This is a genomic window from Pantoea sp. UBA5035, from assembly GCF_002415245.1.
Classification (GTDB): Bacteria; Pseudomonadota; Gammaproteobacteria; order Enterobacterales; family Enterobacteriaceae; genus Pantoea; species Pantoea septica.
Map to the genome: position 1 here is coordinate 1 of NZ_DICD01000017.1, position 26,877 is coordinate 26,877.

Here is a 26,877-nt window from a genome sequence, read left to right on the forward strand (position 1 = left end):
CGACGACGCGCGTGCCGGCTGGCGGATAGCGCGTCGCCGCGACCAGCGCGCGCGCCTGCTCGGCAGTATCGATCATCGGCACCAGCAGCGTACGCGCGCCGATATCCAGCACCTGTTTAATCAACGCCTGCTGAAATTCCACCGGCCGGATCACTGGCTGGCTGCGGTAGGGCGCGATTGCCTGTAACTGATGATAGAGATCCTGAAGCGTATTTGGCGCATGCTCGCCGTCGATCAGCAGCCAGTCATAGCCGCTGGTGGCGGCGATCTCTGCCAGATAGGAGGAGGTGCTGCTTAACCAGAGTCCAAGCTGGGTTTCGCCGCGTGCCAGACCGGCTTTAAACGGATTATGTAAGGGATCCTGCATGGTGCCTCCAGAGTTAATGTTTAGCCTGCGATGCCAGCGCAACGCGAGAGTCGGGGTTCAGGGCGAAAATCATCAGCGCGCCTGCGGCAGCGATAGCGGCGAGCACCAGCAGACCGGCGCTGCCGCTGTTGAACAGCGATTCGGCATTGACGCGGATCAGCGGCGCGAGAAAGCCGCCTGCCGCGCCGAACAGATTGACGAAACCGATGCCTGCCGCCAGCGCGCTGCCGGAAAGCAGCTGCGTCGGCATGGTCCAGAAGACCGGCTGTACGGCAATAAAACCAACAGCAGCCACGCTCAGCGCTACGATAGCCAGCACCGGCGAAACCAGCCCGGAAACGCCGATACCTGTGGCGGCGGCCAACAGCGTCACCGCCGCGATAAGACGACGCTCGCCGCTGCGATCGGCGTAGCGCGGGATCAGCCAGGTGCCGAACAGCGCTGCGACCCACGGGATAGCGGCCACCACGGAGGCGATAAAGCCCACTTTGGTACCCAGCAGCGCAGCGACCTGCGAGGGTAAAAAGAAGATCAGGCCATAGACCGCAATTTGAATGGTCATGTAGATCAGCGCCAGATGCCAGACGCGCCCCTGGCGCAGGGCGTCGCGCAGCCGCGCAGTGGGCTTTTGCCGCTCCTCGCTCTCCAGCTGCTGCTGGAGCGCCGTTTTCTCTTCAGGGCTCAGGAAACGCGCCTGTGCCGGGCTGTTGTCGAGTCAGGCGAAGGTAAACAGCCCGGCGGCGACCGCCATCAGCCCCTCGATCATAAACATCCAGAACCAGCCCGGATGGCCGAGAAAACCGTGCATCTCCAGCAGCGCGCCGGAAAGCGGCGAGCCGAAGGTCAGCGCCAGCGGCGCGCCCATATAAAACAGGCCCATTACGCTGGCGCGCTGCTGCTGCGGAAACCACTGCGAGGTGAGATAGATCATGCCGGGGAAAAAGCCCGCTTCGGCCGCGCCAAGCAGGGTACGCACCAGCAGGAATTTCGCTTCGCTGTCGGCCAGCGCCATCGCCGCGGAGAGCACGCCCCAGAGCAGCGTAGTGCCGCCAATCCAGCTGCGCGCGCCGAAGCGGCGCATCAACAGGTTGGCGGGCACGCCGAACAGCGCATAGACCACAAAGAAGATGCCTGCGCCCAGCGCATAAGCCTCGTTGCTCAGTCCCGTATCGAGCTGGTACGCCTCTTTGGCGAAGCCGATATTGGCGCGGTCCAGAAACGCCAGCACGTAAAGCATCAGCATAAAAGGAATTAACCGGGCGCGGTTTTTCCGCACCGCCTGTTGCACAAGGCTGTTCATCATCGCGATCCTCGTAGCAGGGTCAGGCTGCCGCGCAGCCTGCGCACTTAGTGGGTATAGGGACGTTTCAGGCCGTCGCGATTGAGCTCGACGCCGAAGCCGGGCTTGTCGAGCGCCGACTTGTGCAGACGGCCGCGCGTCGGCACCGGTTCGTCGATCAGCAGCGGATCGAACTGCGGGCGCAGCGTGCTGCAGTCCGGGCTGGTCATCAGAAACTCGCTGAACGGGCTGTTGGTAAAAGTGATCACCGCGTGATGCGAATAGACCGACGAGCCGTGCGGCACCACCAGCTGGCCGCGCGATTTCGCCAGCGCCGCCACTTCCACCAGCGTGGTGAGTCCGCCGCACCAGCCGACGTCCGGCTGCAGGATGTCGATGCCGGTATCGGCCAGGGTGCGGAACGAGCTCAGCGTGCCGTGATGCTCGCCGCTGGTGATCAGCATGCCTGGCGGCGCCTGGCGTTTCAGCTGCGCATAGCCTTCATACTGCTGCGGCGGCAAACACTCTTCCAGCCACTTAAGGTTGTAAGGCGCGCAGGCGTGCGCCAGTTTGGTCGCGAAGTTAACATCCTGGCTCATCCAGCAGTCGAGCATTAACCAGAAGTCGGGGCCGCAGGCTTCGCGATAGTGGGCGATACGCGCCGCCTCTTTGCGAATGCCTTCGTCGCCGTCGTGCGGCCCCCACTGCACCGCCATCTTGCCGCCGATAAAGCCCATCTCCTGCGCCAGATCGGGACGCGCGCCTGTCGCATAGAACTGCAGCTCATCACGTACTGCGCCGCCCAGCAGCTGATAGACCGGAAGTTGCGTCACCTTGCCGAAGAGATCCCACAGCGCCAGATCGACGCAGGAAAGGGTGTTCATCACCACGCCGCCGGAGCCGGAATAGAACATCGTCGCGTTCATCATCTGGTCATGAATCAGTTTGATATCGCTGACGCAGCGCCCCTCGATAAAGCGGTTCAGATGTTTTTCCACAATAAAGCAGCCCATCTCGCCGCCGGTAGAGATAGCGAAGCCGGTCTGGCCATTGTCCGCCTCGACCTCTACCACCAGCGTGCCGAGCACGTTGATGCCGAACGACTGGCGCGACTGCTCATAGGCTTTGTATTTGCTCATTGGCGTAGCGATATGATCGTCGATCCAGTGGCCGCCAGCCTGATCGTGATAGTCGGCGCCCGCAGCCGCTTTCTCTGCGGTGGCGCCACCGGTAAACCAGGCGCGGACGGTTTTGATTTTTGGCAAGGTCATAGCATTCTCCAGATTAAGAAGCGAAAGATTCCGCCGGGCTGCGCCAGCCCAGGGCGTAAGAGATATCGCGTGCGCAGGCCAGCGCCCGGCCTGCGAGATAGTCGCGGTTGTCGTCGTCGATTTGCAGTCGCGTGCCGACCAGCGAGATCGCGGCGACTAACTGACGGCGGGCATCGAAAATCGGCGCCGCGACGCAGCGCACGTCGGGATAATCTTCCCCGTTATCGAAGCTCCAGCCCTGACGCCGGATATGCGCCAGCTCGGCGAGCAACGCTTCTGCGCTGCGAATCGAGGTCGGCGTGACGGCGACAAAGCGCAGCTGGCTAATGATGTGCGCCTGCTCTTCGGCGGGCTGCCAGGCGAGCAGGCATTTACCGATACCGGAGCGGTGCAGCGACAGGCTTTTGCCCTCATGGGAGCGCACGCTGATAGTGGCGGGGGACTCGAGCTTCAGGATGTAGCAGGCATGTCCGCCGTCGATGATGCCGAGGTGACAGAGCAGATTGCTCTCCTGCATCAGCCGCGTCAGGCGCGGACGAGCGATTTCTCGGATATCCATCTTCTCCAGCGCATGCCCGGCAAACTCCACCAGCCGTGTCCACAGGCGGTAGTGATCGTTGCGATCGACGGTGATCAGGCGCTGCTTCTTCAGCTCGGCCAGCAGCAGATAGGCGCTGCTCTTTGGCAGATTCAGGCCGTCGATAATCTCGGCTGCGCTGCACGGGCCGTGCTGGGCGATAAAGTTCAGGATAGCGATGCCGCGCGTCAGTGCGGGTACAGGTGTTATTTCCAGCATGCTGGACTCCAGTCTGATTATCTGGAGGCAGTGTTGGTAAATCAGCGATCGGGAAACGTGAGCAGCTTCAAAGAAGCCAGGTCAGGACAGGGTGGTTGCACGCGCGACGCGCAGAGTGTGAGATGCGCCGCGCTGGCAGTACAGCGGGCTGGACTCAGCGCGACGCCCGCGCCAGCAGCCGACCAATCTGTCGCACGCCCGCCTTAAGCTGCGCGGCGCTGGTGTTGCCGTAGCCCAGCACCAGTCCGCGCAGCGGCGTCTCCTCCGCGCAGTAGCTGGAGAGCGCGGCGGGCGCGTAGCCCGCCTGCCACAGCTGCGCCGCCAGCGCGACGTCGTCGATCTCGTCCGCCAGCCGCAGCACCAGATGCATGCCGCACTCGCCGCCCAGCAGCGGAACCTGCTCGCCCAGCGTCTCCTGCAGCGCCTGCCGCAGCGTCTGCTGCCGCTGCCGGTAAAGCCGACGCATCTTGCTGAGATGCCGCGTGAAGTCGCCGCTGGCGATAAAGGCGGCCAGCGCCTGCTGCTCAAGGCGATTGCCGCCGCGCAGCAGCTCGTGCAGCGCCGGGCGCAGCGGCGTCGCCAGCGTCGCAGGCAGTACCATAAAACCCAGCCGTAGCGCCGGAAACAGCGTCTTGCTGAACGATCCGATATAGATAACCGGCGCGCCGGGCGTCATGCCCTGCATCGCGCCGATCGGCTCGCCGACGTAGCGAAAATCGCCGTCGTAGTCATCCTCGATGATCCACGCCTGATGCGCCTGCGCCTGGGCGAGCAGCGCCAGCCTGCGTGCCGCGCTCATTACCGCGCCGGTCGGGTACTGGTGGGTCGGCGAGCAAAAGACCAGGCGCGGCGGAGCGCTCTGCCACAGCCGATCGTCGGGCGCTAAGCCTTGCTCGTCCACCGTCACCGCCTGCACGCGCAGGTTGCCGGCGAGCATGGCCGCTTTCGCGCCGCGATAGCCGGGATCTTCTACCCAGCCGGTATCGCCAGGGTTGCTGAGCAGGGTGACGCAGAGCGACAGCGCCTGCTGCGCCCCCTCGGTGATCACGATCTGCTGCGGCCGGCAGCGCACGCCGCGCGTCAGGCTGAGATGCTGCGCCAGCGCTTCGCGCAGCGCCATCTCGCCCAGCGGATCGCCATAGCCCAGCAGCCGCTGCGGCGTGTCGTTCAGCACGCGGTTAAGGGCGCGTCGCCACGCGGCGAAGGGAAAGTGCGTCAGCGCGGGCACCCCGGCGCGCAGCGGCATCTCTTCGCTGCTGTAGCGATGGCCGGAGCGCAGCATCGCCACGCGCTCGGCCACCGGCGCCTGACTGCCGACGTCGACAGCGGCCTGCGCGGGCAGCGCAATCGGGCTGACGCGGCTGCCCTGGCGATCGCTAATCAGGTAGCCTTCCGCCTGCAGCTGCGTCCAGGCGTTAATCACCGTATTGCGCGACACCTGTAGATCCTGCGCCAGCTGGCGCGTCGCGGGCAGGCGCGTGCCCGCCGGAAGCTGGCCCGCGAGAATAGCGCGCTTTACGCGCTGGCAGAGTTGCTGCTGCAGGGTTTCGCCGCCGCGCAGCGCGAGCGGGGCGGAGAGCAGCTGGACGGGCGAGGTCGAACGGGCGTCGGGCATGCGTGGATCCATCATTCTTTTAGGCTGTGGAGCTTTTTAGCCTACCAGAAAAGCGGCACGCTCAGGTGACCACAACAAGGAGATGCTATGTCGCACACCACCAATGAATATGGCCAGCCGGTCGGCCAGCCGTTAACGGACTGGCAGCCGCGTCCGCTGCCGCAGCGCGAAACGCTGGAGGGCCGCTACTGTCGTCTTGAGCCGTTAAGCGTGGCGCAGCACGGCGACGCGCTGCGCGCCGCCTATGAACAGGCGCAGGATGGCCGCGACTGGACCTATCTGTTCGCCGGTCCCTTTGCCGACGAGGCGGAATGGCTCCGCTATGCGCAGCAGATGGAAAGCAGCCGCGATCCGCTGCACTTCGCGGTGATCGATCTTGAGAGCGGGCGGGCGGTAGGCACGCTGGCGCTGATGCGCATCGCGCCGGAGCACGGCGTAATCGAAGTCGGGCACGTCGCCTTTTCGCCGCTGCTGAAGCGCACGCGCCAGGCGACCGAGGCGCACTTTCTGCTGATGCGCTACGCCTTCGAACAGCTCGGCTACCGCCGCTACGAGTGGAAATGCGACAGCCTGAACGCGCCTTCGCGCCGCGCCGCCGCCCGGCTCGGTTTTCAGTATGAGGGGGCGTTCCGTCAGGCGATCGTCTATCGCGGTCGCACGCGCGATACCCACTGGTTCTCCATCATCGACAGCGAATGGCCGCAGGTGAAGCAGGGCTTCACGCGCTGGCTGGCGGCGGATAATTTCGGGGCCGACGGGCAGCAGCGCGAAACGCTGGAGGCGCTGCGCCAGCGCCCCTGAGCTAGCTCTGCGGCACGATGCGGATATCCACCATGCCGATGCCCAGCCGACGCGGATCCTGGCCGGTAATATTGCCCACATTGCTCTGCTGCGGCTCCGGCGGCGCGATGGTCAGCGTATGCTCGCCTGCCGGATTGGTGAAGTGCAGTGTCGTGGTGGAGAGATCCTCGCCCAGCGTCAGCAGCTGCTCGCGATCGCCGACGCGCACCGGAATCGGGCGGTGCGCGTTGGGGCCAAAGGCGCGCGCGGTGATCACCAGGTCAAAGCGCGCGGGCAGCGGATCGACATATTCAATCTTAACCTCCGGCGCCAGGTTGGCGTTGGACCAGCGGCCCCAGTTTTCCCAGCGCGAGATGCCGCTGAACCGCTTCACGCTGGCCGGCGCGCCCGGCACCGCGAACAGAAAGCGGTCGGCGTCGTAGCGAATATCGTTATCTTCAACGCGCAGCAGCGACTCATTACGCTGGTAGTTCGCCGTGCTTAGCGCCGTCTGTGGAAACTGCGCCTGGCCTTTCCACTGCGCTTTGTCGATGCGCATGACGTTCGGCTGGCCGCCAAGCTGCCCCATCGCCACGCAGAAGTCGGTGGAGAGCGCCAGCTCAGGCTTCCACAGCCGCGCCATACGGAAGCAGCGATCGACCCAGACAAACTTCTCGCTGGCGGTGAAGTCCGCCAGCTGATAGCGCAGCGGCGCGGCATATTCCCCTTCCGGCAGCGGCTCGACGTGGTTCTCGGCGACGCGGAACAGGATCGGCAGCCGGAACGTCGCGCCGGAAAAGCTGAAGCTGTTTTTCGCCGTATCGATAACGAAACGATCGAGCTTTTTCGGGAAGTTCCACAGCTGAATGATATCTGCCTTCCAGCGGCTGATATGGCTCTGAAAATCGGTAAGCTGGCCCGCCAGCGTCGCGCCCGCGAGGCTGCTGCGGCCGAGACCGATCGCCTTATCGCCGCCAAGGATATCAAGCACTGTCGCGCCGTTATCCAGCGTGCTGCGCGGCCGATCGATCACCTCGGCCTGCGGCCGATCGCCGCGGATCACCATAAAGAGATCGCGGCGCGGCTGCTTGATCAAATACTGATGGGCGGTGTTGTTCATCGCCAGATGATCCGAGGTCACCACGATCACGGTGTTTTTAAAGTAAGGGGACGCCTTGATGCGGGCGATCAGCCGCGCCACATGCTCCTGCGAACAGGCCACCGCGCTGAACGACTGGTTGGGCTTGCCCTCGTAGCTGTAGCTTTTGCGCTGGCAGCTGCGCGACACGAAGCCGTCGGGATGGTGCGTATCCACGGTCAGCGCGAACAGGGCGAAGCGTTTCTGCTGGCGCGACAGCGCCTCATACTTCTCGAACACCTCATCCATCACCGTATCATCGTAGTAGCCCCAGTTGTTACGGTAGGCGGGATCGGCGACGCGATCTTTCAGCTCCTGTGAGCCCACCATATTAGCGGCATCGAAACCGTGCGATTTCAAAAAGATATCTTTACCGGCAAAGCGCAGATCCGCGCCCTGAATAAACCAGTTCTCATAGCCGGAATTTTTCAGAATATCGCCGAGGCAGACGTTTTGCGGGTAAAAGCTGGAGAGCGCGGCGGAGGCGTTGCCGTCGAAGGGCGCGAACAGCGGAATGCCGCACTGCGAGGCGACCATGCCCGCAATGGTGTAGTCGGTGCCGGGCAGCTGCACGGTGTCGCTGAAATCCAGGCTCTGCGCCTTTTGCTGGCTCAATTCCGGCGTCAGACCGGGGAAAACCTGCTCGTCGAAGTAGGTGCGCTCCAGGCTTTCGCCGTAGATATAGACCAGATTGAGCTGCGGGTTGTTGATGACCTTCTGCGGCACCTTGTAGTAGCTGTCGAAGTCGGAGTCCGCCAGCCGGGTGTGCGAGGCGACCAGGCTGGCGACCTGACGAAACGCGGGCGTGGTCTGTACCGAGCCGGCGGCGCAGGCCACCGCCAGCAGACTCCAGCCGAGATGGTGCGGTCGCTCGTGGCGGCGTAGCAGCCAGCTCAGCAGGCAGATCAGCAAAAAGAGCAGCAGCAGCAGCCCGATGGCGGGCACCACATATTTACTGACGCCCGCGCCGGTAAGGCTGTTGGTCAGGGTATAGAGCACCGCGTCGTTGATGCCGTCGCCGGTGAAGTAGTTGCTGGCGAAGAGCGTGGCGTTGAGCAGGACGAACAGCACCAGCAGAAGCAGCACAAAGGAAAACCAGAGCTTATGGCGACCGGCTTTCCACGAGTAAACGGCAATGGCCGCCAGGAACAGCGCCACTGAAACACATTCGGACAACGTCAAATCCTCTCTTGAAGTGAATGAGCGCTTCCTGCGCAGCCCGCGATGAGCATAGACAGACTGGCGTCAATCTATAATGGCTGTCATAGCGCTGCAACATATGCCGTCCGAATTGTGCAGTGGGTAATCTTTCAGAGAGAAAAGCAGGCGACGGCCGCGCTGGCCGTCGCTGATAGCGGAGAAAAACGGGGGGAAATCAAAGCCGACCGGTAAGGTATTGCGCTTCGCCCTCGGCAAAGCTCCAGTCGCCTTTGTCGTTGGTAATAAAGCTGATCATCAGATCCTGCCCCTGCACGCCGCAGCTTTCGCGCAGCTCGCGCGCCAGCTCCGCCATAAAGCGCTGTTTCTGTTCGGCGCTGCGCGGGCTGGTATAGACGCGCACCATCACCAGGTTATCGCTGCGGCTAAAGCCGAGGCCGGTATCCTGGAAAACCATCTGGTAAGCCTTGTTTTCGTGAACAATCTGATAGCGGTCGCGTTCCGGCACCTGAAAGGCGGTCAGCACCGCGCGGTGCGCCGCGTCCAGCAGCGTGCGCAGTTCAGATTCGGAACGTCCCTGGATCACGTCGAATTGCAGTAGCGGCATCTGTTTCTCCTGTTGAGGGCGTCATTTAGGTATGCTGTACGTTGGCTGACAGGGAACTGATGCGGATAAGATGGCCCGCATACTGGCGCTGTCAGCGCACTGCTATGACGGTTATCCTGACCTTTTAAGCGGGAAAGAAAAAGCGCCTCTGCTGAATTGATTATTCAATATAGTGAACAATTCATGATGAAAGAGATAAAAACGGACGCGCTCTGGACCCATCTGCACTGGCTGCTGGTGCTGGCGGAGCAGGGCAGCTTTACCCGTGCGGCGGAGCGGCTCGAGGTGAGCAAAGCGGCGATGAGTCAGAAAATTAAAGAGCTGGAGCAGGCGGCGGGCACGGCGCTGGTGCAGCGCACTACCCGCAGCGTCCGGCTGACGGCGGCGGGCGAAAAGCTGGTGGAGGAGCTGCGCGACCCTTTTGCGCGAATCGAGCAGAGTTTCTTCGGCGTGCGCGACGCCGCCGGACCGGTGCGCGGGCTGGTGAGAGTCACCGCGCCGGTGGCGTTCGCGCGCCAGCAGCTGGTGCCGATCGTTGGGGATTTCCTGCGCGACTGGCCGCATATCCGGCTGCAGCTCGACGTGACGGATCGCCTCGTCTCGCTCAGCAGCGAAGGGTTCGATCTGGCGATTCGCCACAGCAGCGCGCTGCCGGAGACCCACGTCGCGCTGCCGCTGTGCGAAACGCGCACGCTGCTGGTGGCTTCGCCGGACTATCTGGCGGCGCACGGCGCGCCGCAGACGCCGCATCAGCTGGCGCAGCACAACTGCTTATACTATCCGCGCGGCGTGGAAACCCCGCGCTGGACCTTTGTCGACGCGGCGCAGGAACGGGTGCAGGTGAGCGTGCAGGGCAGTTTCGCCACCAACAACAGCGAGTCGATACGCGATGCGGCGCTACAGGGGCTGGGCATCGCCATGCTGCCGGACTTCAGCGCCCGCGAGGCGCTCGCCCGCGGCGCGCTGCGGCAGGTGCTGCCGCGCTGGCGAGCCGTGGAGGCCTTTGCGGAGACGCTCTGGATCGTCAGGCCGTACGCCGCGCAGGTGCCGCGCGCGGTCACGACCTTTACGCACTGGCTACGCGCGCGCTTTGTCGACGCCTGACGGCAGCGCCAGCGTCGGGCGCGTCGGCGTCTGCATCATTTCGCCCAGCAGGCTGGCGCGGTTATAGAGGCCGATACGCAGGTTAAAGTCGAGGTGCAGCCGCTCGTCGCCGCTCAGGCGGATAATGGGCGGCGGGGTTTGCGGCCGCTGACGAAACAGCACCGAACAGGCGAACGCGTCGCTGTTGCCGGCGTGCAGCTGCTGATAAAACCAGGCGTTGGCCTCTGCTTTGCGCAAGTGGAAATTGACGCGGCGATACTCTTTTACCGCCACCTGCTGCGCCAGCGACAGCACCGCCTGCGCCGGGTGGTGAATTTTCTGCACGATAAGCGGATAGTCGTCGCGCTTCTTCAAATCGTTAATATAGTTCTGCACGCCGAGATTTTTAACCGGCGCCAGCTGCTTCAGCCATTCGCGAATAAAGGCGTTGCCCGGCGCGGCGGCAATAAACCAGCCTTCGATAACCGGCGACAGGAAATTAAGCGTGCTGTTCTCGCGATAATAGCCAATAACGTCCATCGGCTTATCCTGCTGAACCTGGTGCACCCAGTCGAGCTTCTCAAATAACAGCGTGCCGCAGTCGATGCCGATGCCGCCGAAGCGGTGCAGCAGCTCCAGCCGGATAATTTCGCTTTTGTGCGCAGACGTCAGATCGGCGGAGATAAACGCCATCTCCGGCAGCCACTGCGCCAGCGTGCTCTGCGTCACCAGATGCAGCGTATGGTCGGGATTATCCTGACGCAGCTGATTGATATTCAGGCGCAGCGACGGCGGCAGCGGGTCGTCGAGCCAGACCATCCAGATGGTTTTCGGTATCGCCGCAGGCGCTTTTTCGGCGGAGAGGATCACCAGATTCTCCTCCTGGCTGGCATCATATTCCGGCGCGGAGAGGGCGCTGTGCTTTTTTTTCTGCCACAGCATTTGACTGCTGAAAGAGACGCGTTTCCAGCTGCGCCAGAGAGAGTGTGCAGGATGTTGACGGTATGGATTCATGAGGCACCTGTTATTGTGATTATTGCGGCGGAGGTTTCCCCGGTGAGGCGTAGCGCAGCGCGCGCATTCATCTCCTCACGACTGTGTATAAAATCTCTTCATCAGTTTAATAAAGCATTATTTATATGCGCGCTACGACTTTTGCTGAATTTCAGATAATCCGGAAAGCGGCGGGCGATATTGTTGATTATCACCTTATCGTCTGCCTTATATTTAAATAAGACGATCCCTCTCTTTATTTATCGCCGCGGCTAAAGATAATCCTGGTTTTTCTCTCTCCTCTGTAGAAATAACAGGGGATGACTGCTTGTTTCATCGCGCGTGGTGGTGATGGCGCTTGTTTAACCGTGCTGATGTATTGATCCGGGGATGGTGGCATAACCGCAGTTGTCTACGCTTAAGGAAGGCTTACTGAGAAAAGGAGTCGCTATGTCTGAACCCACCCGCGGATTACTGGCGGTCGATAAGCAGGGCAATCGCGTGCTGTTTCTCAATTCCGAGACCTTTGCCGTCGAGCGCGAGCTCAACGCTTTTCCGCCGCGTCCGCATGAGCTGCTGATGCTGCCAGCGTGGCAAAAAGCCTATGTGCCGATCTACGGCGACGGCGTCCACGGCGACAATCCGCATCCGGGCCACAAGGTGGCGGTAATCGATCTGGCGAAGCGCGAAATCAGCCGCTTTATCGATCTTTCGCCGCTGCGCGCGCCGCACAGCGGTCAGCTGGGACGCGACGGCAAGGTTTATCTCTGCTGCGAAAGCAGCGCGGCGGTGGCGGTGATCGATCCGGCGACCGACCGCGTGGAAAAAACTATTCCCGTTCCTTCGCATAACGCTCACCGCCTGACGCTTTCGCCCAGCGGCCGCAAGCTGTTTACCGAAAATGAAGAGGACGCCAGCATTACCGTGGTGGATCTGTGCGAAGCGGAAGGGCGGGTGATCGATACAATACTGCTGCCTGGCCCTATCGCCGGCATCGCGGCATCGCCGAAGCACCCCTATCTGGTGGCCAGCGCGGCGGATGCGCCTTATCTCTACGTTATCGACCGCCAGAGCCACCGCGTGCGCCAGCGGCTGGCGCTGCCGGGACATCAGCAACCCTGTCAGGTCGTGCGATTCAGCGCGAACGGCGAACGGCTGGTGGCGATAGGCGATCAGGAGCCGATCATCACGCTGTTCGACGATCTGCTTAATCCGCTGGGCGATATTCCGGTAGGCAACAAACCCATGGATGGCTGTTTTAGCCCCGATAACCAGCAGTTGCTGATCGCCAATGAAGGCGACGGCACCTTAAGCGTGGTCGATCTGGCGCAGAACCGCGTTATCGCCACGCCGCGCGTCGGCACCGGCTGCGAGGTGCTGAGCTTTTTCGATCTGGTCAGATAAAAGGGCGGTGATAGATCGCGGAGCTCCAGTGGCGGCTGCTGGCGTGTTTTTCCGCCTGCCAGCCGCGCTTGCGCAGTTCGCGCGCGATCATTTTATTCATCAGGCCATGGCCGAGCAGCAGCACCGTGCCCTGCTCCGACAGCGTAATGAGTCGATCGGCGGCGCGCGCGGCGCGTTCGCGCGCCCGCAGCAGCGACTCGCTTTCGCCTGCATAGCCGCACAGCCACAGCATGCGCAGCAGCGCCAGCCAGAGCGCAGCCGGCATTTCAAGGCGGCGCGAGGCGATCAGCGGAACCGAGATTTCGCTGAACAGCGCATCGACGTGGATCGGCTGCAGGCCGAGACGCGTCAGCGAAGAGCGGGCGCGCGGCAGCGGGCTGCAGACGATCACCGATGCCTGACGCGCGATGGTCAGGCTGCGATCGGGCGGCATGTCGCACACCGGCGCCATATCATACGCCTCGCACCAGTCGGCCAGCCCCTGGGCGCTCAGCCGACCGGCGGCGCGATGGTCGGGTTTGCCGTGTCGCATCAAGATAATGGTCATAGGACTCCTGCTTCGTTCTGCTCTAAGCCTAATGCAAAGCGGCGCAATGTTAAAACCTGACTTAACCTGACGAAACCGCCGAGGCTGTCATCCTTCCGTCATGTTGCCAGGCGATAACTCTGTGCGCTGCGCTTTAACAGGTTGCGGCCAGGTATTATTAAGGGAAAATGTTAAGTGCCAAATGACACTGATTGAATTCTGCGCAGTTAATTTATATTAATTTATTGTTTTATATAGATAAAATTGTTTTATGTCCTTGCGGGGCTGTATGATTTTTGACAGTTATGGCTAAATTTACTTGATTTATCTACGCGCGTAGATAAACTGGCCCTCAGTGATTACTCGCGGCGGACGATGCGAGAAAGGCCCAGTAGGTTTAGTCCTTTGCCTGCTTTAAACGACCGGTGCTTAACATCGGCAGAGCAGGCAAAGTCAGAGATTCCAACACCAGGGAATCCTTTACTGACCGCAATAAGGGTTAGCCAACCAGTACATCGCCACCCGGGGAGTTCTGATTGCTATCAAAGAACCGTCCCACGGAAGGGCGTTCACGATCACTGAAACAGGGAAATGGTATGACGGCACAACACTCCGTTGAGCGCGATTCCACGCGTTTGCACTCCGCCGCCGATGAGCGGCTGACCACCTCTTCCGGGCGCAAAGATTTCTGGCGCGCCACCTTATCCTGCTGGCTCGGCACGGCGATGGAGTATGCGGATTTCGCGCTCTATGGCCTGGCGGCGGGCATTATCTTCGGCGATGTTTTCTTCCCTCAGGCGACGCCTGCGATGGCGCTGCTCTCCAGCTTCGCCACCTGGTCGGTCGGGTTTATCGCGCGTCCTATCGGCGCGGTGCTGTTCGGCTGGATCGGCGATCGCAAAGGGCGAAAAACGGTCATGGTCATCACCATTATTCTGATGGGCGCTTCCACTACCTTGATCGGCCTGATCCCCAGCTACGCCGCTATCGGCGTCTGGGCGCCCGCCTGCCTGGTGCTGCTGCGGTTTACCCAGGGGCTGGGCGCCGGCGCGGAGCTCTCCGGCGGCACTGTGATGCTGGGCGAATATGCGCCGGTCGAGCGACGTGGGCTGGTCTCGTCGGTGATTGCTTTAGGCTCCAACAGCGGCACGCTGCTCGCCGCGCTGGTGTGGCTGGCGGTGGTGCAGATGGATCAAGAGAGCCTGCTGGCCTGGGGATGGCGCATTCCTTTCCTCAGCAGCGTGCTAATCGCCCTGGCGGCGCTCTGGATCCGTCGCCATCTGCGCGAAACCCCGGTGTTCGAGCGCAGAAAGCAGGAGCTGGAAGCGGAACGCGCCGCGACGCGCGACGCACAGCCGGTGGCGGACACGCGCGGATTCTGGACGCGCACGCGCGCTTTCTGGACGCTGGTCGGTCTGCGTATCGGCGAAAACGGCCCTTCCTATCTGGCGCAGGGCTTTATGGTCGGCTATGTGGCGAAGGTGCTGATGGTCGATAAATCCGTGCCGACCACGGCGGTCTTTATCGCCTCGGTGCTGGGCTTTGCGGTGATCCCGCTGGCGGGCTGGCTCTCGGATCGCTTCGGCCGCCGCATCACCTATCGCGGCTTTTGCCTGCTGCTGATGTTCTACGCCTGGCCTGCCTTTTATCTGCTCGACAGCCGCGAACCAGCCATCGTGATCCCGGTAATTGTGGTCGGTATGGCGCTGGCGTCGCTCGGCATCTACGGGGTACAGGCCGCGTGGGGCGTAGAGCTGTTCGGCGTCAAACATCGCTACACTAAAATGGCGGTAGCCAAAGAGCTGGGCTCGATTCTGTCGGGCGGCACCGCGCCGCTGCTGGCGGCGGCGATGCTTTCCTGGAGCGGTCACTGGTGGCCGATAGCGGTCTACTTCTCCGCCATGGCGGCTATCGGTTTCTTCACGACCTTTGTCGCGCCAGAGACGCGAGGGCGCGATCTCAATCTGCCGGAAGACGCCATCTAGTGCGGCGTCGCTTCCCGCACGCTAACGAGCAGGCCGTGATGATTCACGGCCTTTCGTGTTTACATCGGGAGCTAAAAGCTTGAAACAGCCGTCAGGCAAAGTCACACGCAGCGACGTGGCAAAAATGGCCGGCACATCGGTGGCGGTGGTCAGCTACGTCATCAACAACGGTCCGCGTCCGGTGGCGGAAAGCACGCGTCAGCGCGTGCTGGAGGCCATCCGGCTGACCGGCTATCGCCCCAACGGCGTGGCGCGCGCGCTGGCGTCGGGCAGCACCAAAACCTATGGGCTGATCGTGCCGAATATCGGCAATACTTTTGTCGCCTCTATGGCGCACGTTTTGCTGCAGGCCTCGCTGGATCATGGTCACGTGATGCTGCTCGGCGACGCGGGCGACGACCGTCAGCGCGAGCTGGAGCTGATCCATAGTCTGCTGAATCGTCAGGTCGACGGCCTGTTTTACAACAGCGTCGACCGCCATCCCTATATCGACGTGATTCAGGCCAGCGGCACCCCGTTTGTGATGCTGGATCGCGTTGAGCCGCAGCCCGGCGTCAGCATGCTGCGCGTCGATGAGCGTCAGGCGGCGTTTCAGGTCACCTCCCATTTGCTCAGTCACGGCTATCGGCAGGTCGGCATCATCAGCGGGCCGCTGGAGATGCTTAATGCGCAGGATCGTATTCAGGGCTGGCGCGATGCGATGGCGACGCACAGGGCGCCGGTCGATGAGGCGCTGATCTTTCCCGCCAGCTATACGCGGCAGGGTGGCTACGAAGCGGCGCAGCGCATGCTGGCCGGTCCCGGCGCGCCGCGCGCGCTGTTTGCCAGTAACGAAGGGCAGGCGATCGGCGCGATTCGCGCTTTCTCCGAGCGCAACATTCGCGTGCCGCAGGATGTGGCGCTGGTCTGTTTCAACGGCACCGATCAGTCCGCTTTCCATGTGCCGACCTTAACCACCGTGCGCCAGCCGCTGCGGGATATGGCGCGCTGCGCCATCGCCATGTTGCAAAACTGGGACGGCGAGGCGAAGCTGCACGAGTTTCCGCACTACCTTGAAATCGGCGAATCCTGCGGCTGTACGCCGCACATTAAAATCAACGCGACGACAACATGAAAAGAGTGATTATTGACTGCGATCCGGGCAACGGCATCCCCGGCGCCAATACCGACGATGGCCTGGCGCTCGCGCTGGCCCTTGCCTCGCCAGCGCTGTCGGTGGAGCTGATCACCACCGTCGCAGGCAATACGCCGAGCGACATCGGCGCGCAGGTCACGAAAGATCTGCTGACGCGCCTCGGCTCGGCCATTCCGGTGGTGCAGGGCGCCTCTCAGGCGCTGAAAGAGGATCATGCGCCCTGGCGCGCGGCGCTCGATAACCGCGTAGAGCAGCTCGATATGGTCAGGCTGTGGCAGGGCGTACGCGCGCCAAAGCCGATGGCGGCGGACGGCTACGACGCGGCCGAGGCTATCGGCAGGCTGATTTGCGACAACCCCGGCGAAATTACCCTGGTGGCGCTCGGCCCGCTGACCAACGTGGCCATGGCGCTGCAGCGCTATCCGGCGATGGCGGAAGCGGTGGCGGAGATGGTGGTGATGGGCGGCGTATTCGCGCTGGATGATTACATCAAAGATACCAATTTCGGTCTCGATCCCGAGGCGGCGCACCAGGTGCTGCACAGCGGCGCGGCTATCACGCTGGCGCCGATGGACGTGACCACGCAGACGCTGCTGACCCATCAGGATCTGTCGCGCATCACCGCCAGCGATCATCCGCTCTCCCACTTTGTGCGCGACACGCTGCGTCCGTGGATCGATTACTCTATCCGCACCCGCCATCTCCCGGGCAGCTGGATCCACGACGCGCTGGTGGTCGCCTGGCTGCTGAATCAGCGCGTGGCGAACGGCACCGACTACCGGGTGGATATCGAGCTGCGTCCGGGCGCGACGCGCGGCAAAAGCTGGCGCTACCGCACGCCGCTGCGCGTCGATGTCGGCATCCCTGTCGACAGCGGCGCGCTGGTCCATGTGCTGCACCACGTCGATAACGCGCTGCTGCTGGAGATTCTCGAACAGGCTCTGACGCAGCTTAAACGCTAACCCGCAGGGCAATAGCAGGGCGATTCGCCCAAAGTGACATGCGCCGACACCCTTAGTTACATCCTGACGTCAGGGATGCCAGCATTTGAACGCGCTCGCGTTTGGCAAAGTGCTATAAACAAAACGTTAACAATATCGTAACCGTCTCGGCGGTTACGCCTCTTTCTTTCGGACCTTTATCCGAATGGCACTGACAGGATACGTTTATGTTTAACTGGACCCCGAACCAGCGGAATGTGGCGTTTGCCAGCTTCGCCAGCTGGACGCTGGACGCGTTTGACTTTTTTATACTGGTGTTTGTTTTAAGCGACCTCGCGCAATACTTTCACGCCTCGGTGTCAGAGGTGTCGATGGCGATTATGCTGACGCTGGCTGTGCGCCCGATCGGCGCGCTGCTGTTTGGGCGGCTGGCGGAGAAATATGGCCGTCGGCCGATTCTGATGCTCAATATCGTGATGTTTTCCCTGTTTGAGCTGCTCTCCGCCTGGTCGCCGAGCTTCGGCGCCTTTCTCGGCTTTCGCATTATTTACGGCGTGGCGATGGGCGGCATCTGGGGCGTCGCCTCGTCGCTGGCGATGGAGACCATTCCCGACCGCTCGCGCGGGCTGATGTCCGGCATCTTTCAGGCGGGCTATCCGTGTGGCTATCTGCTGGCCTCGGTGATCTTCGGGCTCTTTTTCGATGCTGTAGGCTGGCGCGGCATGTTCCTGATCGGCGCGCTGCCGATTTTGCTGCTGCCGTTTATTTACTTCAAAGTGCCGGAGTCGCCGGTCTGGCTGGCGGCGCGCGAGCGCCAGGAGAGCACGGCGCTGCTGCCGATCATCCGCCAGCACTGGAAAATGTGTCTCTATCTGGTGCTGCTGATGGCCTGCTTCAACTTCTTCAGCCACGGCACGCAGGATCTCTATCCCACCTTCCTGAAGGTGCAGCATCAGTTCGACGCGCACACCGTCAGCCTGATCGCCATCAGCTACAACATTGCGGCGATGCTGGGCGGCGTCTTTTTCGGCGCGCTGTCGGAGCGTATCGGGCGTAAAAAAGCGATTATGCTGGCATCGCTGCTGGCGCTACCGGTGCTGCCGCTCTGGGCCTTCTCCAGCGGCTCCTGGGCGATTGGGCTGGGCGCGTTTCTGATGCAGTTTATGGTGCAGGGCGCGTGGGGCGTAGTGCCGACGTATCTCACCGAGCTGGTGCCCGCCAACGCGCGCGCGGTGCTGCCGGGCTTCGTCTATCAGCTGGGCAATCTGATCGCCTCGGTCAACGCCACCCTACAGTCGCGCATCGCCGAGGCGCATAACGGCAACTACGGTCTGGGGATGGCCATCGTCGCCGGTACGGTGGCGGTGCTGATCTGCCTGTTTGTCGCCTTCGGCCGCGAAACGCGCGGCATCGAAATATCAGGCGCGGTGTCGAAGCCGACGCACTAGAGCGCTTCGCACACGTCTACCCACTGCGCCTGCGTCAGCTCGGCCATGCGCTGTGGGGTGATACGCACGGCGCTATGGACGGCGCCCGCGGCGGGTAGCACTTCGTCGAAGCGGCGCAGCGACTCGTCGCAGTACACCTTCAGCGGGTTTTCCAGCCCGAACGGACAGACGCCGCCGACCGGATGACCGGTCCAGTTCACCACCTCATCGACGCTCAGCATGCGCGCCTTAGCGCCCAGCGCCGCTTTCAGCTTGCGGTTATCGAGCCGCGCATCGCCGCGCGTGACGATCAGCACCACCTCGTCTTTGACTTTCAGCGACAGGGTTTTGGCGATCTGTCCTGGCGCGACGCCGTGAACGCGCGCCGCCATCTCCACGGTAGCGGTGCTTTGCGGCATCTCGATAATCTCGATATCAGGTGCGTGTTCGGCGAAAAACTGCCGTACCGACTCCAGGCTCATCTTTTTCTCCATGCAGGTCGAAGGCGTAAAAACTGCCACAAGGCGGAAAAAGTGTAAACGAGAGAAAAGGAGAAAGTGCGTCGGAAGACGGTTTTATACGCTGAGCGTACAGTTGCCGCAGCGTTCGACGTCGGGAATACGGTAGCGCTGGCAGCAGCTGCGCCTGACCATCTCGCCGCCGCGCGGCAGCATGGTGCGGTAGAGCGGGTTGTCGCTGCCGTCCTGCAGGCGGCTGGTGAAAAAGAGCGTCTGCTCAAGCTGCAGAATCGTCGCCTCATCCAGCAGGGCTTTCAGCTCGCCGAGGAACCAGTGGAAAGAGAAACCCATATTGTTCCAGATTAGCCTGGCGTTGATGCCGCCGTGCTGGGCGATACCGTTCACCGCCGGGATCAGATGCTGCTGGATCAGACGATCGATACGCTGCGGCGCGGTAAGGTAGCGCGCCTCTTCATCTTCGTGCGTCGCGATCCAGAAGGCGCAAGGGTGGCCATGCTCGTGGAACTGAACGTGGATATGCTGCGGCGAGCAGTCGAGCGCGCGCGATTCCGCCAGCAGCGCCAGCATCAGCGGCGGCAGCAGCAGGCCGAAATACCACTGCGCCCAGAGCGACTGAACCGGCTTCGCCTCCTGAACGGCATCAGGATGCTGACGATAGAGAGAGTCGCTGTAGCGCTGCGCCAGCGCAGGGAACTGTTCCGGGCTCGCCCACTCCGCCAGCGTGAGAGCGTCTGCGGGTGCGGCTTCATCAAGGTGGATGCTCTCCAGCATATAGGGGTGCTGCTCGCGCATCAGATCGCGCAGGGCGCGCGCCAGCGATCGATCGCCCTGCATAAAAATAGGCTGAGCGTACTGAAAGCGTTGAGATTGCTGCCTGATGTTCGCCATGCTGAATAACACGCCCTGGAAGCAGAGAAGAAAGAATGATAATCGTTCTTAGTCCTATTCACAAGTCAGCGGAATGGCCGGCGCGGCCGGGGACCTGCCGCGCGTCGCCGCGATGGCGGGCGAAAAATTAAAGCGCTTCGCCGCTGGCGGTCAGGGTTTTAGGCAGGTCTTCCCAGGCGAGAATGGTATTTCGGCCCTGATTTTTGGCGACGTAGAGCGCGCGATCGGCGTTGGCGACCGCCTGATCGAACTCGTCGTCGAAGATGGGCGCAATGCCGGCGCTGACGGTCACGTGGGTAGAGACCTTTTCGTTGAAACGGTGGGGGATCTCCAGATCGAGTACATACTGGCGAATGCGCTCCGCCAGCTTCATGGCGATCGACGCGTTGACGTTGGTCATCAGCACCAGGAACTCTTCGCCGCCGTAGCGCACCACCACATCGCGCGAACGCACGGCGTCGCGGATCGCCACCGACACGCGCGCCAGCGCCTGGTCGCCCATGGCGTGGCCGTAGTTGTCGTTGTACGCCTTGAAGTGGTCAATATCGAGCAGCAGCACGAAGTGGCTGCCGGCGTGATTCTCCAGAATATTATCCAGTCGGTTTTTCAGTCCGCGCCGGTTATAAAGGCCGGTCAGCGGGTCCAGCATACTGAGATCGCTGAAGGTCTCTTTTTCTTCATAGAGCTGGCGCATCAGACGACGGGTGAAGCGATCGACGCGGCGGCGCATCAGGTGCTGCAGAGAGAAGCCGATGAGCGGCAGCGAGATGGTCAGCAGCAGCATCGCCAGATGCGCGCCCTTATCCAGCAGCAGCACCGTCACCACCGGCGGGGTGATATGCAGACAAAATGCCGGCAGGTAATCGCTCAGGGCGATAGCGCTGATAAAAAATACGCTCAGCAGACTAATCATCAGGAAATTGTCGTCAAAAAAGAAAACCTGATGATATTTGAGATCAATATGCCAGGCCCAAAACGCGCCAAGCAGTAATGCTACAGGATTTAATAAAGGTAATTTCAGTTTGGGCCTGATTAAACACGCAATTAACGTCGAGGCGCTAAATAGCGCGACGGTAATAATTGGGACAGGCAACGCCGCAGCCGGGCTGCCGGCGTAGGGGATCAGGCAAAACAGCGATACGGCGACATTTAAAAACAGAAAGAGCATCAGCGATAGCCGATATTTGCTCTGTTTCAATTCATCGTAAGATTGTAATTTCATTATTAATACTCGAAACGGCCCTGAAATATCAAAGCGCATTCCGGCAAAAATAAATTCATTTGCCGGACAATGAGCAAATTTGCTGTGTTATGAAAGGTGTTATCGGCCGCAATCTAGCATTTTCCAACTGGTCTGTCATCTTCCGGCCCCAGGGTGAAAAAAACAGGCTGCAAGATGAGATTTATTATCATATGATAATGCGAATTCATATCATTTGAGGTCGACGTCATGTTAATGGCCGTGTTCGCCGCCTGCGGCTTGTGGGGGTTCAGCTGGGTGATGGGGAAGAAACTGGACAGCGCCTGGGGCGTGCTCTTGCCCTGCGCGGCGATGCCGTGCTTTGCGCTATGGGAGCCGAGCTTTAGCCAGTGGCGTATCGTGATGATCGTCGCGCTGCTGTTGACGGTGGTGATGCTGTTCCATCGCCGGTTGCGTCATTATCTGCTGCTGCCGTCATGTCTGGCGTTAGCGGGCGGATTAGCGGCCGTTGCGGTGAATTTTCATGGGGTGTGAAACAGAGAGAGCAAAACAGAGAGGCGAAGCAGGGGAGGACAACTCTGGTGCGAAGAGAGGGACTTGAACCCTCACGTCCGTTAAGACACTAACACCTGAAGCTAGCGCGTCTACCAATTCCGCCACCTTCGCATTTGAGTCATCTTGCTTTTCATATCGCCGCATTGGTGCGAAGAGAGGGACTTGAACCCTCACGTCCGTTAAGACACTAACACCTGAAGCTAGCGCGTCTACCAATTCCGCCACCTTCGCGCAGTGCGATGCGAGATGAAAATCGTGGTTGTTGGTGCGAAGAGAGGGACTTGAACCCTCACGTCCGTTAAGACACTAACACCTGAAGCTAGCGCGTCTACCAATTCCGCCACCTTCGCGTACCAGCAATACATGACAGTATTGCAACCACGGAGGCGCATTCTAGAGATTTTACACCCGGCGTCAACAGATATTTCGCGACGGCGAATCGACTGCTGTAAAAAGCAACGTTTTCACCGTCGCCGCTGTTTAGCGCGCTTTCGCGCCGCGGCCGTAAACGGCGCGGTAAACCTTGAAGCGCCCGTTTTGCGCCAGCACTTCATGGCTGCCGAAGGTCTCGTCCAGCACCTGCGGATAGGGCAGGAAGGCATTGGCGACAATACGCAGTTCGCCGCCGGTGTTGAGGTGCTTCACCGCGCCGCGGATTAGGGTCTGCGCCGCGTCCAGGCTGGTTTCGCGCCCTTCGTGGAACGGCGGGTTCGAGAGGATCAGATCGAAGCGGCCGGTAACGTCGGAGAAGACGTTGCTCGGGAAAACGTCGCCCTCGAAGCCGTTGATCGCCAGCGTCGCCTTGCTCGCCTCAATCGCCGCGGCGTGCACGTCGCACAGGGTCAGACGCACTTTCGGCGAGTGGTTGGCCAGCACCGCTGACAGCACGCCCGTGCCGCAGCCGATATCCAGCACTTTGCCTTTGGTATGCGGCGCCAGGGTAGTGAGCAGCAGCGCGCTGCCGATATCGAGGTCGTCGCGGCTGAAGACGCCCGGCAGGGTGCAGATGGTCAGCGGATCGAGATCGTAGCTGTCGCGGAAGCTTTCGGCGTCGAACGTCGGCTTGCCTTCCAGGCGGCCGTGATAGAGTCCGCAGCGGCGCGCGCTGTCGATTTTGTCCAGCGTCGCCCACTCTTCGACCATGCCTTCGGCGCTGCGCACGCCGCTGCGGTTTTCGCCCACGACGAAAATGTCGCAGCCCAGCGGCAGCAGGGAGAGCAGGTTCATCAGCTGGAACAAGGCTTCCGGTTTGTTTTTCGGCCAGTAGTAGATCAGCGTGTCGCAGCCTTCAACCTCTTCCTGCGTTGCCACCAGACCGTAACGCGCCCGTTCGCCCAGACGGCGACTCAGGTTTTGCCAGTGATGATACTGCTGGGTATGCGCGCGCGACGAGGCGGTCTCCAGCTGAGCGGGCAGGTCATCCTGCATATCGCCAGCGAACAAGACGTGGCGGGCGGTAAATTCATCACTGTGGCGCAGTATGACTTCGCTGGCCGGGGTAAAAGCAGACATGAAAGGCTCCTGTTAGATCAGAGCGGCGATTATAGTGGTTTGTTGGCGCATGTTCGATGGGTTTGCTAGCATAGCGTCGCATTCCGGCAGCACATCAAGGGTAAATCATGACGTCCAGGCGCGACTGGCTGTTACAGCAAATGGGAATAACGCAGTATCAACTGCGACGCCCGCGCGTGCTTCAGGGCGAAATCGCGGTACGGCTGACGCCAGGCACAAAGCTGATTATCGTCGCCGACGTCGCGCCTGGCCTGCACGAGCCGCTGGTGCGCGACGTGCTGCATGTGCTCGACCTGCAGCCCGCCCAGGTAATGGCGCTGACGCCCGATCAGCTGCAGATGCTGCCCGAATCGCTCGACTGCGCGGGCTGGCTGATCGGCATCGACGGGCCGCACCCCTTTAGCGGCGTCGCGCTTCACTCAGCCTCTTTAAATGAACTCTCCAGCAGCGGCGCGGCGAAACGCGCGCTCTGGCAACAGATGTGTAACCATGACAGCGATCTCTTTCCTCACCCCTGAGGACACCGCCCAGGCTTTCGCCATCGAGTGCCGCAGCCACGCTTTTCCATGGCGCGAACAGACCTTCGCCAGCAACCAGGGCGAGCGTTTTCTTAACTATCGCCTCGACGTCGACGGCGTGATGGCCGCCTTCGCCATTACGCAGGTGGTGCTGGATGAGGCGTCGCTGTTCAATATCGCCGTCGATCCCGCTTTCCAGCGGCGCGGCTACGGGCGTCAGCTGCTGCAGCATCTTATCGCCGAGCTGGAGAAGCGCGACGTGATGACGCTGTGGCTGGAGGTGCGCGCCTCTAATCATCCCGCTATCGCCCTGTACGAGCAGCTCGACTTCCATCAGGTGAGCCGCCGTCCCAACTACTATCCCACCGCCAGCGGACGTGAAGACGCCATCATCATGGCGCTGACGCTGTAGGCTTTTAAGGAGCTGTAATGTTAAAAGACTGGGATTGCATCCTGTTCGATGCCGATGACACCCTGTTCCACTTTGACGCGTTTGCCGGGCTGCAGCGTCTCTTCGCCGGTTACGACGTTCAGTTCACCGATCAGGATTACGCCGACTATCAGGCGATCAACAAGCCGCTGTGGGTCGATTACCAGAACGGCGCTATCTCCGCGCTGCAGCTGCAGACGCGGCGTTTTACCGGCTGGGCGGAAAAACTGAGCGTGGCGCCTGACGTGCTCAACAGCGGCTTTCTGAGCGCCATGTCGGAGATCTGCATGCCGCTGGAGGGCGCGGTCAGCCTGATGCACGCGCTGCACAACAAGGTGCCGATGGGCATCATCACCAACGGCTTTACCGCGCTGCAGCAGGCGCGGCTGGAGCGCACCGGTTTCCGCGACTACTTCTCGGCGCTGGTGATCTCCGAGCAGGTCGGCGTGCCTAAGCCGGATGCGGCTATTTTCGACTATGCGCTGGAGAAGATGGGCAACCCGGATCGCAGCCGCGTGCTGATGGTGGGCGATACGCCGGAGTCCGATATTCTCGGCGGCATAAACGCCGGTTTAAAAACCTGCTGGATCGACCACGGCACGCGACCGCTGCCAGAGACGATTCGCCCGACCTGGACGGTGACGTCGCTGGGCGAGCTAAAGGCGCTGCTGCTCGCCTGAGTATCTATTCATAATATCAGCTGATTTTTGCTGCAAAGGCCCATCTGACGGGCCTTTTTTCATGTAGTATCTATTCAAGAATCTATTCATAAATCTATTCACGAGTGCACTATGTCTGAGCTGAATTTGCTGCTGCTGGATGGGCCGCTGTCGGCGATGGAACTGATGGCCCGGCTTGACGTCAGCCAGGCGACGCTGTCGCGTCTGGTCGCCCGGCAAAAGGAGATTATTAAATATGGCCGTGCGCGGGCGACGCGCTATGCGCTGCTGCGACCCATCTGCCAGACAGATGAGTGGCCGCTGTGGCGTATTGACGAAGCGGGGCGCGCGCATGCGGCGGGAACGTTGCGGCCGGTGTGGCCTCAGGGTAGCTGCGTGGTAAAGGACGCGGGCGGTCAGTGGCAATTTTATGCGGGTCTTCCCTGGTTTCTTAGCGATATGCGGCCGCAGGGATTTTTAGGTCGGGCGTGGGGCCGGGAAAGTGCGACGGCGCTCGGACTGCCGCCGGATATTCGTCTGTGGAACGACGATCAAAGCCTGCTGGCGCTGGGACAAGCCGGCGTCGATATGCCCGGTAACTACCTGATCGGACAGGCTGCTTACCAGCGCTGGCTAACCGCCCGCGATCCGGAAACTATCGCACCGTGCGAGAAAACCCAGCGTTATCCGCAGCTGGCGGCGCGGGCGCTGGGCGGTGAAGAGCCAGGCTCTTCCGCAGGCGGCGAACAGCCGAAGTTTCTCTGTTATAGCGAAGATAGTGGTCATTGTCTGGTAAAATTTAGCGGCCAGCGCGACAACGAAAACAGCCAGCGCTGGCGCGATCTGCTGCGCGCTGAACATCTTGCGCTGGCGCTGCTGGCGCAACACGCTCTGCCGGCAGCGCGCAGCCAACTGCTTGAGGTAAATTCGCAGCTGTTCCTTGAAGTTGAGCGCTTTGACCGCATTAAACAACGAGGACGACGCGGCATGGTCTCGCTGGAGGCGGTCGGCGCCGAGTTTCTCGGCAGCCTGGCCAACTGGCCCGTCGCGCTGCGCCAGCTGGCGCAGGCGAAAAGGATAAGCGAGCAGGATGCTGCCCGGGGCACGCTACAGTGGGCTTTTGGCCGCCTTATCGCCAATAGCGACATGCATGCGGGCAATCTCTCATTCTTTATGGATAGCGAGCGGCTAACGCTGACGCCCGCCTACGATATGCTGCCGATGGCGCTGGCGCCCAACACGCTGGGTGAGATGCGCGACAGCGTGACGCTGCGGCTGGACGTTGCCCTGCCGCGCGCCGTCTGGCAGCCCGCCAGCGTGATGGCGAAGGCTTACTGGCAGGCAGTTATTGAGGAAGAGGCGTTCAGCGCCGGATTTCGCGCCGTTGCGCGTCAGGCGCTGCAGCAGGTGGCGGCGCTTGACGTGACTATTGCGCAGATGGCTTAAGGCACCGATTCTTTCTTCTCGCCTTCGTCGTCGCCATCCTCTTTAACCGGCGTGCTGGCGGTCAACAGAAAGGGCGACTGCTGCCAGCGGGTGCGGCGATCGCGCAGCAGCGTGCGCGACAAAATAATGCCGATGGCCAGCGCCAGCAGCATCATCAGGCGCAGAATATTGGTGGTGTTGTCGACCTGACGCGACTCGGTGACCAGCACATGGGTATCCAGCGTCACGCGCAGAAAGCCGAGCGGGCCGTCGCTGTTGCCGAGCGGCTCCACCAGCTGATGATTGAAGTAGCTGCCGGCGCGCTTTCCGTCGAGCGCCAGGCGATCGCGCACGTTGATGTTTTCGCCGCTGTGCGCCACCAGGCTGCCGTCGTCGGCATAAACCGAGGCGTCGAGAATGCGGCTGTTGGTGGTCATCTGGTTGAGGATAGCTTCGATCTGGCTGCGGTTATCGTCGCTGTTGTCCATCAGCGGCGACAGGCTAAAGGCGACCTGTTTCGTCAGCGTCTGCGCCAGCTCTTCGACCTGCTCGGAGCGCGCCATCTGATGGCCGAGGCTAAACCAGGAGGCGCCCTGCATCAGAACGACCAACAGCGCCAGCGAGATCAGCACAATCACCGTGCGATGTAAGCGAAATTTCAGTGCCCTTTTAGCCATCGATAACCTGTGTCACGTCACAACAGAA

General features: G+C 61.3%; 25 protein-coding genes, 3 tRNA genes and 1 pseudogene. 12 read left to right on the forward strand and 17 right to left on the reverse strand.

Going from position 1 to position 26,877, the window contains the following annotated elements; genetic code table 11:
• The 5 genes and pseudogenes from B3229_RS13230 to B3229_RS13250 form a co-directional block, all read right to left on the reverse strand.
• Window positions 1–367, reverse strand: a 367-nt coding sequence (locus B3229_RS13230) for an aldolase/citrate lyase family protein (RefSeq protein WP_286871400.1), incomplete at its 3' end; no start/stop codon positions are given.
• A gap of 13 nt (window positions 368–380) precedes the next feature.
• Window positions 381–1,670: pseudogene (locus tag B3229_RS13235) on the reverse strand (MFS transporter).
• 44 nt (window positions 1,671–1,714) lie between these two features.
• Window positions 1,715–2,917, reverse strand: coding sequence for an L-rhamnonate dehydratase (rhmD, locus tag B3229_RS13240; protein WP_286871402.1), 1,203 nt, complete (start codon window positions 2,915–2,917; stop codon window positions 1,715–1,717).
• A gap of 13 nt (window positions 2,918–2,930) precedes the next feature.
• On the reverse strand, window positions 2,931–3,713 hold the full coding sequence (locus tag B3229_RS13245) for an IclR family transcriptional regulator (protein WP_286871404.1): 783 nt from the start codon (window positions 3,711–3,713) through the stop codon (window positions 2,931–2,933).
• Window positions 3,714–3,867: 154 nt separating this feature from the next.
• Window positions 3,868–5,328: a PLP-dependent aminotransferase family protein gene (locus tag B3229_RS13250; RefSeq protein WP_286871407.1), complete on the reverse strand. Its 1,461-nt coding sequence runs from the start codon at window positions 5,326–5,328 to the stop codon at window positions 3,868–3,870.
• Window positions 5,329–5,415: 87 nt separating this feature from the next.
• Between B3229_RS13250 and B3229_RS13255 the strand changes: the two genes are divergently transcribed.
• On the forward strand, window positions 5,416–6,129 hold the full coding sequence (locus B3229_RS13255) for a GNAT family N-acetyltransferase (RefSeq protein WP_048784286.1): 714 nt from the start codon (window positions 5,416–5,418) through the stop codon (window positions 6,127–6,129).
• Between the two features lies 1 nt (window position 6,130).
• Here the strand turns inward: B3229_RS13255 and opgB are convergent, their stop codons facing one another.
• Together opgB and B3229_RS13265 are read right to left on the reverse strand one after the other, a co-directional pair.
• Window positions 6,131–8,422: a phosphatidylglycerol--membrane-oligosaccharide glycerophosphotransferase gene (gene opgB / locus B3229_RS13260; protein WP_286871409.1), complete on the reverse strand. Its 2,292-nt coding sequence runs from the start codon at window positions 8,420–8,422 to the stop codon at window positions 6,131–6,133.
• 199 nt (window positions 8,423–8,621) lie between these two features.
• Window positions 8,622–9,011, reverse strand: coding sequence for a tautomerase family protein (locus B3229_RS13265; RefSeq protein WP_286871411.1), 390 nt, complete (start codon window positions 9,009–9,011; stop codon window positions 8,622–8,624).
• 186 nt (window positions 9,012–9,197) lie between these two features.
• Between B3229_RS13265 and B3229_RS13270 the strand changes: the two genes are divergently transcribed.
• Complete coding sequence (locus tag B3229_RS13270; protein ID WP_286871626.1) at window positions 9,198–10,115, forward strand: LysR family transcriptional regulator; 918 nt, start codon at window positions 9,198–9,200, stop codon at window positions 10,113–10,115.
• Here the strand turns inward: B3229_RS13270 and B3229_RS13275 are convergent.
• On the reverse strand, window positions 10,089–11,108 hold the full coding sequence (locus B3229_RS13275; RefSeq protein WP_048784736.1) for a glycosyltransferase family 32 protein: 1,020 nt from the start codon (window positions 11,106–11,108) through the stop codon (window positions 10,089–10,091). The genes B3229_RS13270 and B3229_RS13275 overlap by 27 nt on opposite strands.
• 429 nt (window positions 11,109–11,537) lie before the next feature.
• On the opposite strand from B3229_RS13275, the gene B3229_RS13280 reads away from it, so the two are divergent.
• Window positions 11,538–12,491, forward strand: coding sequence for a WD40 repeat domain-containing protein (locus B3229_RS13280; protein WP_286871413.1), 954 nt, complete (start codon window positions 11,538–11,540; stop codon window positions 12,489–12,491).
• On the opposite strand, the gene B3229_RS13285 is transcribed toward B3229_RS13280, so the two are convergent.
• The gene (locus B3229_RS13285) at window positions 12,484–13,038 is read right to left on the reverse strand and encodes a histidine phosphatase family protein (RefSeq protein ID WP_286871415.1); all 555 of its coding nucleotides are present in this window, start codon (window positions 13,036–13,038) and stop codon (window positions 12,484–12,486) included. The two genes, B3229_RS13280 and B3229_RS13285, sit on opposite strands and share 8 nt — an antisense overlap.
• A 575-nt stretch (window positions 13,039–13,613) precedes the next feature.
• Between B3229_RS13285 and B3229_RS13290 the strand changes: the two genes are divergently transcribed.
• From B3229_RS13290 to B3229_RS13305, 4 genes are all read left to right on the forward strand, one after another.
• On the forward strand, window positions 13,614–15,002 hold the full coding sequence (locus tag B3229_RS13290; RefSeq protein WP_286871416.1) for an MFS transporter: 1,389 nt from the start codon (window positions 13,614–13,616) through the stop codon (window positions 15,000–15,002).
• Between the two features lie 124 nt (window positions 15,003–15,126).
• The gene (locus B3229_RS13295) at window positions 15,127–16,116 is read left to right on the forward strand and encodes a LacI family DNA-binding transcriptional regulator (protein WP_286871630.1); all 990 of its coding nucleotides are present in this window, start codon (window positions 15,127–15,129) and stop codon (window positions 16,114–16,116) included.
• A complete protein-coding gene (locus B3229_RS13300; protein WP_286871418.1) occupies window positions 16,113–17,099 on the forward strand; it encodes a nucleoside hydrolase in 987 nt (328 codons plus the stop codon). Before B3229_RS13295 ends, B3229_RS13300 begins: the two co-directional genes overlap by 4 nt.
• 206 nt (window positions 17,100–17,305) lie before the next feature.
• Window positions 17,306–18,526, forward strand: a complete 1,221-nt coding sequence (locus tag B3229_RS13305; RefSeq protein WP_286871420.1) for an MFS transporter — start codon at window positions 17,306–17,308, stop codon at window positions 18,524–18,526.
• On the opposite strand, the gene B3229_RS13310 is transcribed toward B3229_RS13305, so the two are convergent.
• From B3229_RS13310 to B3229_RS13320, 3 genes are all read right to left on the reverse strand, one after another.
• The gene (locus B3229_RS13310) at window positions 18,523–18,987 is read right to left on the reverse strand and encodes a YbaK/EbsC family protein (protein ID WP_286871422.1); all 465 of its coding nucleotides are present in this window, start codon (window positions 18,985–18,987) and stop codon (window positions 18,523–18,525) included. The two genes, B3229_RS13305 and B3229_RS13310, sit on opposite strands and share 4 nt — an antisense overlap.
• A 93-nt stretch (window positions 18,988–19,080) precedes the next feature.
• Entirely contained in the window at window positions 19,081–19,872 is a 792-nt protein-coding gene (gene fhuF / locus B3229_RS13315; protein ID WP_286871423.1) for a siderophore-iron reductase FhuF, read from the reverse strand.
• Between the two features lie 127 nt (window positions 19,873–19,999).
• Window positions 20,000–21,094, reverse strand: coding sequence for a GGDEF domain-containing protein (locus B3229_RS13320; RefSeq protein WP_286871425.1), 1,095 nt, complete (start codon window positions 21,092–21,094; stop codon window positions 20,000–20,002).
• 228 nt (window positions 21,095–21,322) lie between these two features.
• Here B3229_RS13320 and B3229_RS13325 point away from each other — a divergent pair, with 228 nt between their 5' ends.
• The gene (locus B3229_RS13325) at window positions 21,323–21,607 is read left to right on the forward strand and encodes a DUF1435 domain-containing protein (protein WP_033749387.1); all 285 of its coding nucleotides are present in this window, start codon (window positions 21,323–21,325) and stop codon (window positions 21,605–21,607) included.
• Window positions 21,608–21,652: 45 nt separating this feature from the next.
• Here the strand turns inward: B3229_RS13325 and B3229_RS13330 are convergent.
• The 4 genes from B3229_RS13330 to rsmC all read right to left on the reverse strand — a co-directional run bounded on the left by B3229_RS13330 (window position 21,653) and on the right by rsmC (window position 23,140).
• Window positions 21,653–21,739 (reverse strand) — tRNA-Leu (locus tag B3229_RS13330).
• Between the two features lie 33 nt (window positions 21,740–21,772).
• Window positions 21,773–21,859 (reverse strand) — tRNA-Leu (locus B3229_RS13335).
• A 32-nt stretch (window positions 21,860–21,891) separates the two neighbouring features.
• Window positions 21,892–21,978 (reverse strand) — tRNA-Leu (locus B3229_RS13340).
• Window positions 21,979–22,108: 130 nt separating this feature from the next.
• A complete protein-coding gene (gene rsmC / locus B3229_RS13345; RefSeq protein WP_048780842.1) occupies window positions 22,109–23,140 on the reverse strand; it encodes a 16S rRNA (guanine(1207)-N(2))-methyltransferase RsmC in 1,032 nt (343 codons plus the stop codon).
• Between the two features lie 107 nt (window positions 23,141–23,247).
• Here rsmC and B3229_RS13350 point away from each other — a divergent pair, with 107 nt between their 5' ends.
• The 4 genes from B3229_RS13350 (at window position 23,248) to yjjJ (ending at window position 26,193) form a co-directional block, all read left to right on the forward strand.
• Window positions 23,248–23,658 carry a DNA polymerase III subunit psi gene (locus tag B3229_RS13350; protein ID WP_033749389.1) on the forward strand — a complete coding sequence of 137 codons (411 nt, stop codon included), beginning with the start codon at window positions 23,248–23,250 and terminating at the stop codon, window positions 23,656–23,658.
• The gene (rimI, locus tag B3229_RS13355; RefSeq protein WP_033749390.1) at window positions 23,630–24,070 is read left to right on the forward strand and encodes a ribosomal protein S18-alanine N-acetyltransferase; all 441 of its coding nucleotides are present in this window, start codon (window positions 23,630–23,632) and stop codon (window positions 24,068–24,070) included. The genes B3229_RS13350 and rimI overlap by 29 nt, the downstream gene beginning before the upstream one ends.
• A gap of 17 nt (window positions 24,071–24,087) precedes the next feature.
• Window positions 24,088–24,768, forward strand: a complete 681-nt coding sequence (yjjG, locus tag B3229_RS13360; RefSeq protein WP_286871430.1) for a pyrimidine 5'-nucleotidase — start codon at window positions 24,088–24,090, stop codon at window positions 24,766–24,768.
• A 111-nt stretch (window positions 24,769–24,879) separates the two neighbouring features.
• Window positions 24,880–26,193, forward strand: coding sequence for a type II toxin-antitoxin system HipA family toxin YjjJ (gene yjjJ, locus B3229_RS13365; protein ID WP_286871432.1), 1,314 nt, complete (start codon window positions 24,880–24,882; stop codon window positions 26,191–26,193).
• On the opposite strand, the gene B3229_RS13370 is transcribed toward yjjJ, so the two are convergent.
• Complete coding sequence (locus tag B3229_RS13370) at window positions 26,190–26,849, reverse strand: YtjB family periplasmic protein (RefSeq protein ID WP_033749392.1); 660 nt, start codon at window positions 26,847–26,849, stop codon at window positions 26,190–26,192. The two genes, yjjJ and B3229_RS13370, sit on opposite strands and share 4 nt — an antisense overlap.
• Between the last annotated feature and the right edge of the window lie 28 nt (window positions 26,850–26,877).